The sequence below is a fragment of the Serinicoccus profundi genome (assembly GCF_008001015.1).
Classification (GTDB): domain Bacteria; phylum Actinomycetota; class Actinomycetes; order Actinomycetales; family Dermatophilaceae; genus Ornithinicoccus; species Ornithinicoccus profundi.
Genome location: NZ_CP042862.1, coordinates 2,317,634 through 2,331,994, shown reverse-complemented (window position 1 = coordinate 2,331,994; position 14,361 = coordinate 2,317,634). Strand labels below are relative to the sequence as shown.

The following is a 14,361-nucleotide window of genomic DNA, read 5'->3' as shown; positions in this document are numbered from 1 at the left end:
AGGTTCCGATCCGGGCGCCAGGTGGGCGGCGGAGCGGGCGGAGCGGGCTGCGATAGTCTGCGACCCAGGGGCCGTCGACGGCGCAGCTGCTGCGAGGTCGTGCGGCGACCACCGGCATACCGGAGCACCTCCGGCCACCTTCGACAGACGGGAACCGCAACTGTGGATCTGTTCGAGTACCAGGCACGAGACCTCTTCGAGAAGCACGGGGTCCCCGTGCTGGCCGCGGAGGTCGTGACCGAGGCCGCCGACGCCGGCCCGACGGCCGAGCGCGTCGGCGCCGACAGCGGCGGGGTCGTCGTCGTCAAGGCGCAGGTCAAGGTCGGTGGTCGCGGCAAGGCCGGGGGAGTCAAGCTAGCCAAGAGCCCGCAGGAGGCCGTGGACGCCGCCGGGCAGATCCTCGGCATGGACATCAAGGGCCACACCGTGGGCGCGGTGATGATCGCCCAGGGAGCCAAGATCGCCGAGGAGTACTACTTCTCACTGCTGCTGGACCGCACCAACCGCTCGCTGCTCGCGATGTGCAGCAAGGAGGGCGGTATGGACATCGAGACCCTCGCCGAGGAGCGCCCCGAGGCACTGGCCCGGGTCGCGGTCGACGCGGGCACCGGCATCGACGACGCCAAGGCCCGGGAGATCCTCGAGCAGGCCGGCTTCGAGGGCGGCGACGTCGACGCGATCGCGCCCGCACTCGTCCGCCTGTGGGACGTCTACAAGGGCGAGGACGCCACGCTCGTCGAGGTCAACCCGATGGTCAAGACCGAGGACGGCCAGGTGCTGGCCCTCGACGGCAAGGTCACCCTCGACGACAACGCCGACTTCCGGCACGAGGACCACGCGGCGCTGGCCGACAAGGACGCCGCGGACCCCCTGGAGGCCAAGGCCAAGGGAATGGGCCTCAACTACGTCAAGCTGGACGGCAACGTCGGCATCATCGGCAACGGCGCGGGCCTGGTCATGTCGACCCTCGACGTGGTGGCCTATGCCGGTGAGGACCACACCGCAGGGGTGGCCAAGCCCGCCAACTTCCTCGACATCGGCGGCGGTGCCTCCGCCGAGGTGATGTCCAACGGCCTGGACGTCATCCTGGGCGACGAGCAGGTGAAGTCGGTCTTCGTCAACGTCTTCGGCGGCATCACCGCCTGCGACGAGGTCGCCAAGGGCATTGTCAAGGCGCTGGAGATCCTCGGCGACGAGGCCACCAAGCCGCTCGTCGTCCGTCTCGACGGCAACAACGTGGTGGAGGGCCGGCAGATCCTCGCCGACGCCGCCCACCCGCTGGTGACCATCGAGGAGACCATGGACGGCGCCGCCCGCAGGGCCGCCGAGCTGGCCGCGAACTGACCCCTGACGACACGACATACCGAAGGAACGAAGAGACCACTATGGCGATCTTTCTCAACCACGACTCCACGGTCATCGTGCAGGGCATGACCGGCTCCGAGGGGATGAAGCACACCCAGCGGATGCTGCGCTCCGGCACGAAGATCGTCGGCGGCGTCAACCCGCGCAAGGCGGGCACCACCGTCGACTTCGAGGACGGCGTGCAGGTGCCGGTCTTCGGCTCCGTCGCCGAGGCGATGGAGGCCACCGGCGCCGACGTGTCGGTGCTGTTCGTCCCGCCGGCCTTCACCAAGGCCGCCGTCGTCGAGGCGGTCGACGCGGGCATGCCGCTGGCCGTCGTCATCACCGAGGGCGTCCCCGTGCAGGACACCGCCGAGTTCTTCGCCTACGCGCAGAAGACCGGCACGACCCGCATCATCGGCCCCAACTGCCCCGGCCTCATCAGCCCCGAGCAGTCCAACGCCGGCATCATCCCCGCCGACATCACCGGGCCGGGCCGCATCGGTCTGGTGTCCAAGTCGGGCACGCTGACCTACCAGATGATGTACGAGCTGCGCGAGATCGGCTTCTCCACCGCGGTCGGCATCGGCGGCGACCCGATCATCGGCACCACCCACATCGACTGCCTGCAGGCCTTCCAGGACGACCCGGACACCGACGCCATCGTCATGATCGGCGAGATCGGTGGCGACGCCGAGGAGCGGGCCGCGGCCTTCATCAAGGACAACGTCACCAAGCCGGTCGTCGGCTACGTCGCCGGCTTCACGGCACCGGAGGGCAAGACGATGGGCCACGCCGGCGCCATCGTCTCCGGTTCCTCCGGCACCGCGCAGGCCAAGAAGGAGGCCCTCGAGGCCGCCGGGGTCAAGGTCGGCAAGACGCCGTCGGAGACCGCCGAGCTCATGCGGGAGATCATCGCCGGACTCGGCTGACCCGACTCCACCCGCACCACCCGACCCGGTCGTCCTCCAGCTGCGAGGCGGCCGGGTCGGCGCGCCTCCCGACCTCATCGCCGCGCGTCCCCGACCATGGTGGGGATGACTGTGGTGGAGCGGACCAGCGGCAGAGGGTCACCCGAGGCGGCACGCGAGGGCGTGCCCGGGCGGGGGCCCGTCCTGACCATCCGACGGCTCGGGGAGCTGCTCGGGGCCGGCCTCGCCGGCGTCGTGTGCGTCCTGCTGGGCCTGCTGGTCGTGGTGCTGCCGACCGCGCTGGCCTGGATCGTCGAGGAGCGCAGCACCGCGACCTTCTGGCAGACCGTAGGGGTCGGCGTCGACGTCTGGGCGCTCGCCCACCGGGCCAGCGTGAGCACGCCGGCCGCCGACCTCGTGCTCGCCCCGCTGCTGCTCACCGCCCTCTTCCTCGCCGTGTGCTGGTATGCCGCGCGCCAGGTGGTCCTCAGCCGCCACCAGGTCACCGCCCGGGTGCCGCGGATCGGGGGCTGGCGGACCGCGTGGAGCGCGCTCGGGGGCTCGGACGGCACCGCCTTCGTGCTCGGCTATCTCGTGACCGGTCTGCTCGTGGCGCACACCGCGAGCTTCGGGCTCGCGCCGGTGCGGCTGGCGACCCTCGTGCCCGGTGCGGTCCTCGTGCCGCTCGTCGCGCTCGGCCTCGTCTGGTGGGGGGAGCACCAGCGCGAGGAGCACCCCACCGTGGGGGCCGGTCTGGCCTTCCTCGAGGCCCGCACCCCCGTCCTCGTGCGCCGCGCGCTGCCGCCGGTGCTCGAGGTCCTCGTCGGGCTGGTGGCGGTGGCCTTCCTCCTCGTGCTCGGCCTGCTGCTGCTCCGCGGGGAGCGGATCATGACGCTCTACGGCTCCCTCGACGCCGGGGTGGTCGGCACCGGGCTGCTCACCGTGGGCCAGCTGCTGGCCCTGCCCAACCTCATGGTGTGGGCGCTGGGGTGGATGACCGGCTCCGGGGTCACGGTAGGGACCGTCCACGTGGGCTGGCAGGAGACGACGGCCGGCGACCTGCCGGTGCTGCCGGTCCTGGGTGCCCTGCCCGAGCCGGGCGCCATGCCTCCGGGGATGTGGGCCCTGGCCCTGGTGCCGCTCGTCGCCGGGGGGTGGCTGGGCTACCGCGCCGTCGGCTCGGCCTCCCGGCTGGCGTCTTGGTGGACCAAGGCGCAGATCATGCTGGCGTCCTGCCTCGCCGTCGCCCTCGTCGTCCTCGTCCTGTCGTGGCTCGCCACGGGCGGGCTCACCCCCGGGCTGCTCGGCACGGTCGGCGTCGAGCCGTGGCGGGTCGCGGGGACGCTCCTGCTGGAGCTGGCCGCGGGTGGGGTGCTCGTCGTGACCGCGCTGCACCTCAGCCGGCGACGGCTCTGAGGCGGCCCGGCGGCTGCGCCGTAGGCTGACGCGCGTGACCGAGCCCCGAGCTGCCCGCGTGCTGGCCCTCGTATCCGGGTCGGGCACGCTCCTCGAGGCGGTGCTGCAGGCCTGCACCGATCCCGGGTATGCCGTCGACGTCGTCGCCGTGGGCGCCGACCGGGAGGGGATCGAGGGGCTGGAGCGGGCCCGGCGCCGCGGCATACCGACCTTCGTCGAGCCGGTCTCGGCCCACCCGGACCGCAGCGCCTGGGACGCCGCGCTGGCCGCCCGGATCGACGCGCACGACCCCGATCTCGTGCTCAGCGCGGGGTTCATGAAGATCCTCGGCCCCGCCGTCCTGGGGTCGCACCGCGTGGTCAACACCCACCCCGCCCTCCTGCCCGCCTTTCCTGGCGCCCATGCCGTCCGCGACGCCCTCGCGCACGGCGTGCGGGTCACCGGGTGCACGCTGCACGAGGTGGACGCCGGCGTCGACACCGGGCCGATCCTGGCCCAGCGCGCCGTGAATGTGCTCCCGGGGGACACCCAGGAGAGCCTGCACGAGCGGATCAAGGTCGTCGAGCGGGAGATGCTCGTGGCGGCCCTACCCGGGCTGGCGCGCGTGCACCCGCTCGATGAGGCCTAGCGTCGTCCGCTCGGACTCCAGCACGGTGAGACCCACACCAGCCAGGTGCGTGCTGGGGCGGCGACCGAGGTGCTCCCCGGCGAGCGGCACGCTCACCACGTCGACCACGGCCTGAGGACCACGCACCCACCAGCGGTCCGAGGCGACGTGGTCGGCCAGCAGCAGCGAGCCGCCCGGGCGCAGCACCCGGGCCATCTCCCGCAGGGCGGCCGCGAGATCAGGGACGCAGCACAGGGTGAAGGTCGAGAGCACCGTGTCGAAGGAGTCGTCCGACAGGTCCATGGCCCCGGCGTCACCGTGCACCAGCGAGGGTCGCAGGCCGAGGTCGGCAGCCCGCCGACGGGTCTGCTCCAGCATGGGTGCGCTGCGCTCCAGAAGGGTCAGGTCCACGCCTGCGGGGTAGTGGGGCAGGTTGGCCCCGGTCCCGACCCCCACCTCGAGCACCCGGCCGCTCGCGCGCCCCGCCACCCACGGCCGGCTCGCCGCGAGGAAGCGTCGTTCCACCCCGGCCGACAGCTCGTCATACCGGTCGGCGAGGCGGTCCCAGTGCCGGGCGTGCCGCGAGTCCACGTCACCGAACCTACCGGTCGGACCCCTGCCTCGCCCCCGCTAGACTGGGCGCACACGACTGGCGCGGGTGGGACACCACCGGGGAGTGCACGCGTGGGTATCGCCCGCCTGGGTGCCCGCATTCGTCCGCCCGACGGTCGGCACCGGCCGTGGGCACGCACCCTGAGGAGCGATCCGCACGTGAGCACGACGAGCGACACCACCCCCACCACCACCGACGAGCGGCGCCCGGTGCGCCGGGCGCTGGTCTCGGTCTACGACAAGGCTGGCCTCGACGAGCTGGTGACCGGCCTGCACGACCACGGCGTCGCGCTGGTCTCGACCGGAGGGTCGGCGGCGAGGATCGAGGGCCTGGGCCTGCCGGTCACCCGGGTCGAGGAGCTCACCGGCTTCCCCGAGTGCCTCGACGGCCGCGTCAAGACCCTCCACCCCCGGGTGCATGCCGGGCTGCTCGCCGACACCACCAACCCCGAGCACGTGCGCCAGCTCGAGGACCTCGGTGTCGAGGGCTTCGACCTCGTGGTGTGCAACCTCTACCCGTTCACCGACACGGTGGCCTCGAGGGCCGACCCGGAGGCCTGCGTCGAGCAGATCGACATCGGTGGGCCCTCGATGGTCCGCGCCTCGGCCAAGAACCACCGCAGCGTCGCCGTCGTCACCAGCCCCACGGCATACTCGCAGGTGCTGGACGCGGTGGCGGCGGGCGGGTTCACCCTCGGCCAGCGGCAGCGGCTCGCGGCCGACGCCTTCGTGCACACGGCGACCTACGACGTCGCGGTCGCCTCGTGGATGCTGGGGCAGGCGCCGGCCGACACCGTGGCCGACCCGGGCGAGGACAACGGCTTCCCGACCTGGGTGGGCGCGACGTGGGACCAGGCCACCGTGCTGCGCTACGGCGAGAACCCGCACCAGCGCGCCGCGCTCTACACCGACGGCACCGGTGCCGGGCTGGTGCAGGCGGAGCAGCTGGGCGGCAAGGAGATGTCGTTCAACAACTTCGTCGACGCCGACGCCGCGCGGCGGGCGGCGCACGACCACGGCGACCTGCCGACCGTCGCGATCATCAAGCACGCCAACCCCTGCGGCATCGCCGTGGGCAGCGACATCGCCGACGCCCACGCCAAGGCGCACGCCTGCGACCCGGTGTCGGCCTTCGGTGGCATCATCGCGACCAACCAGCCCGTGAGCGAGGTGATGGCGCGTCAGGTGGCCGAGGTCTTCACCGAGGTCGTCGTGGCGCCGGACTTCGAGCCGGGTGCCCTCGAGGTCCTCTCGGCGAAGAAGAACCTGCGCCTGCTCAAGGTCGCCTCGCCGACGCCCGGTGGCCTGGAGACCCGACCGATCTCCGGCGGTCTGCTCGTCCAGGCGGTCGATGCGGTGGATGCCGAGGTCGAGGGAGGTGGGGACGACGCCGGGCGGTGGCGCCTGGTGGCCGGTGAGGCGGCCGACGAGGCGACCCTGGCCGACCTGCAGTTCGCCTGGCACGCGGTGCGGGCCACCAAGTCCAACGCGATCCTGCTCGCCCACGACGGGGCGTCCGTCGGGGTCGGTATGGGTCAGGTCAACCGGGTGGACTCCTGCCACCTGGCGGTGTCCCGGGCAGGCGAGCGTGCAGCGGGCTCGGTCGCGGCGTCCGACGCCTTCTTCCCGTTCGCCGACGGGCTGCAGGTGCTGCTCGACGCCGGGGTGCGCGCGGTCGTCGCCCCGGGAGGGTCGATCCGCGACGAGGAGGTCGTCGCCGCGGCGCAGCAGGCCGGGGTGACGATGTACTTCACGGGCACGAGGCACTTTGCCCACTGAGACCGCCGAGGAGGCCCGACCGGCGACCGTTCCCGTGCCGTCGGCGGTGCTCCCGCTCCTCGCCGCCGCGGTCTGCGGCGCTGTGCTGCCGGTGCAGTCGAGGGTCAACGGAGCGCTCTCCGAGCAGCTCGGTGCCCTCCCGGCGGCGACGATGTCCTTCGGCAGCGGCCTCGTGGTGCTCACGCTGCTGCTCGCGATCACCCCGCTGCGGCGGCGCACGGCGGCGGTGTGGGTGGCGCTGCGCGCGGGGCGGCTCCGGCCGTGGCAGGTCGTGGGTGGTGTCGGGGGAGCGCTGCTCGTCGCGAGCCAGACGTATGCCGTCCCCCTGGTCGGGGTCACCGCCTTCCTCGTCGCGGTCATCGGAGGGCAGTCGGTGAGCGCGCTGGTCGTCGACCGGGTCGGACTGGGGCCGGCTCCCGCGCAGCCGTTGCGGACCACGAGGGTCCTCGCGGCGGGGCTGACCGTGGTCGGGGTGGCGGTGGCCGCCTCGGCCCGGCCGGGTGGGGACGGGGCTGCCGCCGGTGCGGGGCTGCTCCTCGCCCTGGCCCTGGTCTGTGCGGCCGGAGCCCTGACCTCGGTCCAGCAGGCGCTCAACGGCGTGGTGACGACGGTGAGCCGCGCCCCGGTGGCGACCGCGTGGGTCAACTTCCTCACCGGCACCCTGACCTTGCTGCTCATCGGTCTCGTCTCCTCCCTCGCGGGCGGGCCGGCTCCGCAGGCCCTGTCGACGGGGGTGCCGTGGTGGGCCTGGACCGGCGGGGTGATGGGCATCGTCTTCATCGCGCTCGCCGCCTTCGCGGTGCAGCACCTGCCGGTGCTCGTCTTCGCGCTCGTCACGGTCACCACCCAGCTGGTGGTCGGGGTGCTGCTCGACCTGCTCGACCCCGCCGCGCGGCAGGCCCTCGGGGGCCAGCTGCTCCTCGGCGTGATGCTCGCGCTCGTGGGCTCGGTCTGGGCGGCCCTGGCCCGTGGGCGGCGCGCGTCGACCCCGACCGCCGCCACCCACCGGTAGTCTCAGAGCCATGGCCACCCTCGTGATCACCGTCATCGGCGACGACCGACCCGGACTCGTCAGCGCGCTGGCCGACGTCGTGGCCGAGCACGGCGGGAGCTGGGAGCGCAGCCAGCTCGCCGAGCTGGCCGGGAAGTTCGCCGGCATCGTCACCGTCGACGTCCCGGACGGCCGGGCGGAGAGCCTGGCCGGGGCGCTCGACGGACTCGGCGGCGTGCTCGAGACGAGCGTGCACCTCGTCGGGGCCGAGGCGCCGGAGGCGTCGGGCGAGCTGTTGCACCTGGATCTCATCGGCAACGACCGGCCCGGCATCGTCAAGGAGATCAGCGCGGTCCTGGCGGCTCAGCAGGTCTCCGTGGAGGACCTCCAGACCAAGGTCGTGCCGGCGCCCCAGGCCGGCGGGGACCTCTTCGCCGCGAAGGTGCGGCTGCGGGCGCCCGCGTCGACCGACCTCTCCGCACTGCGGGCGGCCCTGGAGGAGCTGGCGGCCGAGCTGCTCGTCGACCTGAGCTTCGACAGCGACGACCTGCCCGACTGGGAGTGAGCACCGCGGACCCAGGGTCCTAGACTCCTGGCATGAGCGCGACCATCCTCGACGGCAAGGCCGTTCACGCGACCATCCAGGACGAGCTGCGCACCAGGGTCGAGGCCTTGGCGGCGCGGGGGGTGGTGCCGGGGCTGGCGACCGTCCTCGTCGGGGACGACCCCGCGAGCCGGTGGTATGTCGGGGCCAAGCACAAGGACTGCGCGACGATCGGCGTCACCTCGATCCGCCGCGAGCTGCCTGCCGGGTCGACCCTGGAGGAGGTGCTCGCGGTCGTCGACGAGCTCAACGCCGACCCGGCCGTCACCGCCTTCCTCGTGCAGCAGCCGACCGGGCTGGACGAGTTCGCGATCCTCTCGCGGGTGGACCCCGCCAAGGACGTCGACGGCCTGCACCCCACCAACCTCGGTGCCCTCGTGATGAACGAGCCGGCCCCGCTGCCGTGCACACCGGTCGGGTGCGTCGAGCTTCTCCGGCGCTACGACGTGCCGATCGCCGGGGCCGAGGTCGTCGTCGTGGGGCGCGGGCTCACGGTGGGCCGACCCCTGGGTCTCATCCTCACCCGCCGCAGCGAGAACGCCACCGTCACCCTCTGCCACACCGGCACCCGGGACCTCGCGGCGCATACCCGGTCGGCGGACATCATCGTCTCGGCGGCCGGGGTGCCCGACATGATCACCCCCGACATGGTCAAGCCCGGCGCGGCCGTGCTCGACGTCGGGGTGGCCCGGCGGGAGGGCAAGATCGCCGGCGACGTGCACCCGGACGTCGCCGAGGTCGCGGGGTGGCTGACCCCCAACCCGGGCGGGGTCGGGCCGATGACACGGGCGATGTTGCTGAGCAACGTCGTGGAGGCCGCCGAGCGGACCGCCCACGCCGCAGGATGAGCCGGACCCCGGGGGAGTCGAACCGCCGGGAGAGCGGCGGGTCCACCCAGCCGCTCGGGGTCTGGTGGGTCGGGGTCGTGGGGCTCGTGGTGGCCGGCGTGCTCCTGACGTCCTCCAACCTGCGCGCCTACGGCTACGCGCTCGGGGCCACCCTGGCTGTGCTGGCCCTGCTGCGCGCCGTCCTGCCCACGGGCCGCGCCGGCGGGCTCGCGGTGCGCAGCCGGGTCGGTGACGTCATCACCCTGCTCCTGCTCGCCGGGGCCACGGTCACCGTCGCGGCGACCCTGCGCCTGGGCTGAGCCTCTCCGTCCCTGCTCAGGGGCCTGGGGAGGAGGCGTGCAGGTGCACCGATCCTCCACGCCAGGGGGGCGGTATGCGGAGAGGATACCTGCGGGTGCACCGATCCTCCACGCCGGGGAGGCGGTATGCGGGGAGGAGGCGTGCAGATGCACCGATCCTCCCCGGCGAACGACGTCGCACGGGGAGGATCGGGGGCGCTGGAGCGCGATCGGCTCCCGCAGGTAGGTCGGCTGCGGACTAGATGAGCCCGAGCTTCGTGACGGCCTCGCGCTCCTCGACGAGCTCGGCGACCGAGGCGTCGATCTTGGTGCGGGAGAAGTCGTCGATCTCCAGGCCCTGGACGATCTCGTAGGAGCCGTCGCGGGTGGTGACCGGGAAGGAGCTCATGATGCCCTCCTCGACGCCGTAGGAGCCGTCGGAGCGCACGGCCATCGACACCCAGTCACCCTCGGGCGAGCCACGCAGCCAGTCACGGGCGTGGTCGATCGTCGCGGACGCCGCGGACGCCGCGGACGAGGAGCCGCGCGCCTCGATGATCGCGGCGCCGCGCTTGGCGACGGTCGGGATGAAGGTGTCCTCGATCCACTGCTGGTCGCCCACCGCCTCGGCGGCGTTGCGGCCGCCGACCTGGGCGTGGAAGAGGTCGGGGTACTGCGTCGCGCTGTGGTTGCCCCAGATCGTCATATGGGACACGTCGGTGACGGGGGCGCCGACCTTGGCGGCGAGCTGCGCGATCGCGCGGTTGTGGTCCAGCCGGGTGAGAGCGGAGAAACGCTCGGTGGGGATGTCGGGGGCGTTGCTCATGGCGATGAGGGCGTTGGTGTTGGCCGGGTTGCCGGTGACGGTGATCCGGATGTCGTCGGCGGCGTGGTCGTTGAGCGCCTTGCCCTGGGCGGTGAAGATGGCGCCGTTGGCCTCCAGCAGGTCGCCCCGCTCCATCCCCTTGGTGCGCGGGCGCGCTCCGACGAGCAGCGCGACGTTGACGCCGTCGAAGACGACGTCGGGGTCGTCGCCGATCTCGACCTTCGACAGCAGCGGGAAGGCGCAGTCGTCGAGCTCCATGACCACGCCCTCCAGCGCACCCAGGGCGGGCGTGATCTCGAGCAGGCGGAGCTCGACCGGGGTGTCCTTGCCGAGCAGGTCACCGGAAGCGATGCGGAAGAGCAGGCTGTAGCCGATCTGACCGGCCGCGCCGGTGACGGCGACCTTGACGGGGGAGTTCACGAGAGGGGACCTTCCTTCGGGGTGCAGGTGGGCAGGCGCCCTGCTCGTGATGGCGTGCAGGGCCTCGCCGTCGGACGGCTGATGCGAGCGACGCTAGCACCCTGTGACACGACCACCGCGCCCGAGTGGCCGGGGTCCACGGCGTGGGCTAGCGTGCGCGGGCGAGGCGGGCCGCCGCCTGCGGGGTGCTGGCCCCGACCGGCCCGCAGGAAACGGAGAGCAGCCATGGGACTCATCGACCGGATCAAGGACGTCGTGCGCGGCGCACGCGGCGGGGACGCCGTCCAGGGCGCGACGACGCAGACCGGCCCGGCCGCGACGGACCGTGCCCACGACACGCGAGACGCTCGCCAGGTGCCCGCCGAGCCGGCCGCGTCGCACGACGCCGGCCCGGGTGCAGCCGACCGGGGCGAGGGGCCCGAGGAGGCTGCGGTCTCCGGTATGCGGTACGACACCGTCACCGTCCAGCCGGGCGACACCCTGTCGGAGATCGCGCAGCGACGCGGTGTCGACCTGCAGCAGATGGTGGAGCTCAACGGCATCGAGGACCCCGACCTCATCTTCGCCGGTCAGGTCTTCAAGCTGCCCCGCAACTGACCGTCGCTCGCGCGCCCCACCGGCCATCGGTGACCGAGGCCGGGCAACGGGGGCCCGTGAGCTGCGGGCGGAGGATCAGGCGTGGGCTCGGGCGCCGGCCAGCACCTGGTCGGCCCGCGTCCGCCATACCCCGTCGCCCTCGTGGACGTAGAGCCGCACCACGTCGGCCACGAAGGAGCAGCTGAAGGCCGCGAGGTCCTTGAAGGCGCGCTCCAGCGCGGCGACCGGCACGTCGTGGGCCAGAGTGACGTGCGGGTGGTAGGGGAAGTCGAGCTGGCGCCGCACCGGCCCGGAGCGCACCGCCTGCTCGAGGCGCTCACACATGGCCACCCCCTTGGCCACCTGGACGAAGACGACGTCGGACACCGGGCGGAAGGTCCCCGTGCCGCGCAGCAGGATCTCGAAGGGGCCGTGCTTTGTGCCCACCTGGGCCAGGTGCTCGGCGAGGGCGTCCACGACGTCAGGCTCCACCGGCGTCGGCGGCAGCAGCGTGATGTGCGTGGGGATCGCGGCGGCGCGCTCCTCGCCGTAGCCGATCCGCAGCTTCTGGAGGTGGGCCCCCCACGGGTCGGGGATGGGGATGGCCACCCCGACCACGGCCGAGTCGACGGACGGGTCCGACGGGGAGGAGGTGGTCATCGGCTCACCCTACTCGCGGTCGACCCCGGCCTGACCGGCACCGCAGCCGACTCAGGCCACCGAGCGCGCTGCCCCGTGGACGGCCTGGGCGTAGTAGTCGACGAGCTGGTCCACGAGGGCCGGCCACGAGCGTTCCTCCACCCGGGCACGCCCGGCCCGCCCCATCTGCTCACGCAGCTCCGCGGCGCCCGATCCGACCAGGGGGACCACGGCATCCCGCAGCGCGCCTCGCGCGTCGGGGTCGAAGAGGGAGCCGGTGACGCCCGGCTCGATGAGGTCGACGGGCCCGCCGCGCGCCGGCGCGACGACGGGGAGCCCGGCGGCCGAGGCCTCCTGCAGGGTCTGGCCGAAGGTCTCGCGGGTGCCGGTGTGGACGAAGACGTCGAAGGCGGCATAGGCCTCCGCGAGGTCGGCGCCCTCGCGCCGCCCGAGGAAGACGGCCTCGGGCAGCTGCGCCTGCAGGATCTCCCGGCCCGGGCCCTCGCCGACGAGGACGAGGCGGGTGCCCGGGAGGGAGGCGAGCTCGGTCAGCCGGTGCAGCTCCTTCTCGGGCGCCAGCCGGCCGACATACCCCAGGATCGTCTCCCCGCGCGGCGCGAGCCGGCTGCGCAGCAAGGCCGTGCCGGGGTCCTCACGACGGTCGGGGTGGAAGAGGTCGGCGTCGACGCCACGCCCCCACAGCGCGATCCGTGGCACGTCGTGGGCGGCGAGGTCGGCCAGCGCGGACGTGGAGGGGGCGAGGGTGAGGTCGGCCTGCTCGTGGATCCGCCGGATCCACCGCCACGCGGCGCGCGCCGTGAGGTCTCCGGCGGGCCCGGCGTGCTGACGGATGTAGGACGGCATGTCGGTCTGGTAGATCGCGACCGAGGGCAGACCGAGGGCGCGTGCGGCGACGAGCCCGCGCACGCCGAGCACGAAGGGGGAGGCGACGTGGACGACGTCGGGGGCGAAGCGGTGCAGGACCGTCTCCAGCTCGTAGGACGGCAGCCCGACCCGGAACTTGCGGACCGGCAGACTGGTGACGGTGTGCACGGGGAAGCCGGCGTAGCGCTCCGGCGTCATCACCGGGCTCCACGGGCTGGTGCCCGGCGCGATGACCAGGGCGTCGTGTCCCTGGTCGCGCAGGCACTCCAGCACCTTGCAAACGCTCGTGGTCACGCCGTTGAGCGCAGGGAGGAAGGACTCGGTGACGATGGCGACGCGCACGTGGTCCAGCCTGGGCGCCTCAGGTATGCCGTCGGCGGACTCCTCGGGTGTGTCGGGTGTCCGACGGGTGACCAACGGGTGCCCGATGCCGTCGCGCAGACCGCGTCGGGGCGTGCCCGTCGAGGGCTCGGGGGCGCTCACGTGAGGTCCTCCCGCCCGGCCTCGCGCAGCGTCGCGACGATGTCCCGGACGTCCTGGCAGCGCTCGCGGGTGGTGACGAGCAACGCGTCCGGGGTGTCCACGACGACGATGTCCTCCAGCCCGAGGGTGACCACGGTCCGTCCTCCCCGCGCGGCCACGATCCCGGTCGAGTCGTGGGAGACGACGTCGTGCGTCCGGCCGAGCACCCGCAGCCCGGCGTGCTCGGGGTGCTCGTCCAGCAAGGTTGCCAACGAGGCGAAGTCGCCGACGTCGTCCCACCCCAGCTCCGCGGGGACGACCTCCACGTGGCGGGCGCGCGCGGCCGGCTCGGCGACGGCCCGGTCGATGGAGATCGCCGGGAGCGAACCCCATACCTGCTCGAGATCCCCGGGGTCGGCGGCCAGGTCGCGCAGCGTGCCCACCATCTCGGGGTGCTCGTGGGCGAGCAGGTCCAGCAGCACCCCGGCCCGGACGACGAAGATCCCGGCGTTCCACAGGTGCCGACCCCCTTCGAGGTAGCCCTCGGCGACGTCGCGCTCCGGCTTCTCGACGAAGGAGGTCACCCGACGGACCTCCGGTGCGGCCGTATGGTGCCGGCGCTCGCCGACCTCGACGTAGCCGAAGCCGGTGGCGGGGTAGGTCGGCCGGATCCCGAGGGTGACCAGGCCCCCGGCGCGGGCCGCGACCACCGCCTGGCGGACGCACTCGGCGAAGGCGGTCTCGTCGTCGATGATGTGGTCGGCGGCGAACGAGCCGAGGATGGCGTCGGGGTCGCGGCGCTCGAGCACCGCGGCCGCCCAGCCGATGGCGGGCATGGAGTCGCGGGCCGACGGCTCGAGCAGGAGGTGGTCCTCGGCGAGCTCGGGGAGCTGCTCGCGGACGGCGTCGGCGTGTCGCCGGCCGGTGACGACGAGGACCCGGTCGCCGACGAGGGGGGTGAGCCGGTCGATCGTCGAGCGCAGCAGCGTGCGGCCGGAACCGGTGAGGTCCTGCAGGAACTTCGGGGAGGCGCTGCGGGACAACGGCCACAGCCGGGTCCCGAGGCCCCCGGCCGGGACGACGGCGGTGAGGTCGGCCAGCGCGTCGTGCGCGTCGTCGGCGTCGGTCGCGCGGGTCGAGGTGCTCACGTCCGCCAGTCTAGG

General features: G+C 73.4%; 15 protein-coding genes and 1 riboswitch. Of the genes, 10 read left to right on the top strand and 5 right to left on the bottom strand.

The features are described 5' to 3' along the window. Positions 1-162 precede the first annotated feature (162 nt). The 4 genes from sucC to purN all read left to right on the top strand — a co-directional run bounded on the left by sucC (position 163) and on the right by purN (position 4,299). Positions 163-1,344 carry an ADP-forming succinate--CoA ligase subunit beta gene (sucC, locus tag FA582_RS10765; protein ID WP_010147883.1) on the top strand — a complete coding sequence of 394 codons (1,182 nt, stop codon included), beginning with the start codon at positions 163-165 and terminating at the stop codon, positions 1,342-1,344. 41 nt (positions 1,345-1,385) lie between these two features. Next, entirely contained in the window at positions 1,386-2,276 is an 891-nt protein-coding gene (sucD, locus tag FA582_RS10760) for a succinate--CoA ligase subunit alpha (protein ID WP_010147882.1), read from the top strand. A 105-nt stretch (positions 2,277-2,381) separates the two neighbouring features. Continuing rightward, complete coding sequence (locus FA582_RS10755) at positions 2,382-3,671, top strand: cell division protein PerM (protein ID WP_141567634.1); 1,290 nt, start codon at positions 2,382-2,384, stop codon at positions 3,669-3,671. 34 nt (positions 3,672-3,705) lie between these two features. Next, positions 3,706-4,299 (top strand): phosphoribosylglycinamide formyltransferase, encoded by a 594-nt coding sequence (gene purN / locus FA582_RS10750; RefSeq protein WP_010147879.1) that lies wholly within the window; start codon positions 3,706-3,708, stop codon positions 4,297-4,299. On the opposite strand, the gene FA582_RS10745 is transcribed toward purN, so the two are convergent. Next, positions 4,258-4,869, bottom strand: coding sequence for a class I SAM-dependent methyltransferase (locus tag FA582_RS10745; protein ID WP_010147878.1), 612 nt, complete (start codon positions 4,867-4,869; stop codon positions 4,258-4,260). The genes purN and FA582_RS10745 overlap by 42 nt on opposite strands. Before the next feature lie 44 nt (positions 4,870-4,913). Then, a riboswitch (ZMP/ZTP riboswitch) is annotated at positions 4,914-4,990 on the top strand. 59 nt (positions 4,991-5,049) lie between these two features. On the opposite strand from FA582_RS10745, the gene purH reads away from it, so the two are divergent. Genes purH through FA582_RS10720 form a run of 5 tightly spaced genes read left to right on the top strand, consistent with a single transcriptional unit; the run spans position 5,050 to position 9,411 of the window. Further along, entirely contained in the window at positions 5,050-6,669 is a 1,620-nt protein-coding gene (purH, locus tag FA582_RS10740; protein ID WP_010147877.1) for a bifunctional phosphoribosylaminoimidazolecarboxamide formyltransferase/IMP cyclohydrolase, read from the top strand. Next, a complete protein-coding gene (locus FA582_RS10735) occupies positions 6,659-7,681 on the top strand; it encodes a DMT family transporter (RefSeq protein ID WP_033229024.1) in 1,023 nt (340 codons plus the stop codon). The genes purH and FA582_RS10735 overlap by 11 nt, the downstream gene beginning before the upstream one ends. Before the next feature lie 10 nt (positions 7,682-7,691). Continuing rightward, entirely contained in the window at positions 7,692-8,225 is a 534-nt protein-coding gene (locus FA582_RS10730; RefSeq protein WP_010147875.1) for a glycine cleavage system transcriptional repressor, read from the top strand. Between the two features lie 32 nt (positions 8,226-8,257). Beyond that, positions 8,258-9,112, top strand: coding sequence for a bifunctional methylenetetrahydrofolate dehydrogenase/methenyltetrahydrofolate cyclohydrolase (locus FA582_RS10725; protein ID WP_010147874.1), 855 nt, complete (start codon positions 8,258-8,260; stop codon positions 9,110-9,112). Then, a complete protein-coding gene (locus FA582_RS10720) occupies positions 9,109-9,411 on the top strand; it encodes a DUF3017 domain-containing protein (RefSeq protein WP_010147873.1) in 303 nt (100 codons plus the stop codon). The genes FA582_RS10725 and FA582_RS10720 overlap by 4 nt, the downstream gene beginning before the upstream one ends. A 238-nt stretch (positions 9,412-9,649) precedes the next feature. Here the strand turns inward: FA582_RS10720 and FA582_RS10715 are convergent, their stop codons facing one another. After that, on the bottom strand, positions 9,650-10,636 hold the full coding sequence (locus FA582_RS10715; protein WP_010147872.1) for a malate dehydrogenase: 987 nt from the start codon (positions 10,634-10,636) through the stop codon (positions 9,650-9,652). Positions 10,637-10,861: 225 nt separating this feature from the next. Between FA582_RS10715 and FA582_RS10710 the strand changes: the two genes are divergently transcribed. Then, on the top strand, positions 10,862-11,233 hold the full coding sequence (locus FA582_RS10710) for a LysM peptidoglycan-binding domain-containing protein (protein WP_010147871.1): 372 nt from the start codon (positions 10,862-10,864) through the stop codon (positions 11,231-11,233). Positions 11,234-11,308: 75 nt separating this feature from the next. On the opposite strand, the gene FA582_RS10705 is transcribed toward FA582_RS10710, so the two are convergent. Genes FA582_RS10705 through FA582_RS10695 form a run of 3 tightly spaced genes read right to left on the bottom strand, consistent with a single transcriptional unit; the run spans position 11,309 to position 14,346 of the window. Continuing rightward, positions 11,309-11,872 carry a 2'-5' RNA ligase family protein gene (locus tag FA582_RS10705; RefSeq protein ID WP_010147869.1) on the bottom strand — a complete coding sequence of 188 codons (564 nt, stop codon included), beginning with the start codon at positions 11,870-11,872 and terminating at the stop codon, positions 11,309-11,311. A 51-nt stretch (positions 11,873-11,923) separates the two neighbouring features. After that, the gene (locus FA582_RS10700) at positions 11,924-13,219 is read right to left on the bottom strand and encodes a glycosyltransferase (RefSeq protein WP_010147868.1); all 1,296 of its coding nucleotides are present in this window, start codon (positions 13,217-13,219) and stop codon (positions 11,924-11,926) included. Continuing rightward, positions 13,216-14,346, bottom strand: a complete 1,131-nt coding sequence (locus FA582_RS10695) for a mannose-1-phosphate guanylyltransferase (RefSeq protein WP_010147867.1) — start codon at positions 14,344-14,346, stop codon at positions 13,216-13,218. The genes FA582_RS10700 and FA582_RS10695 overlap by 4 nt, the downstream gene beginning before the upstream one ends. Between the last annotated feature and the right edge of the window lie 15 nt (positions 14,347-14,361).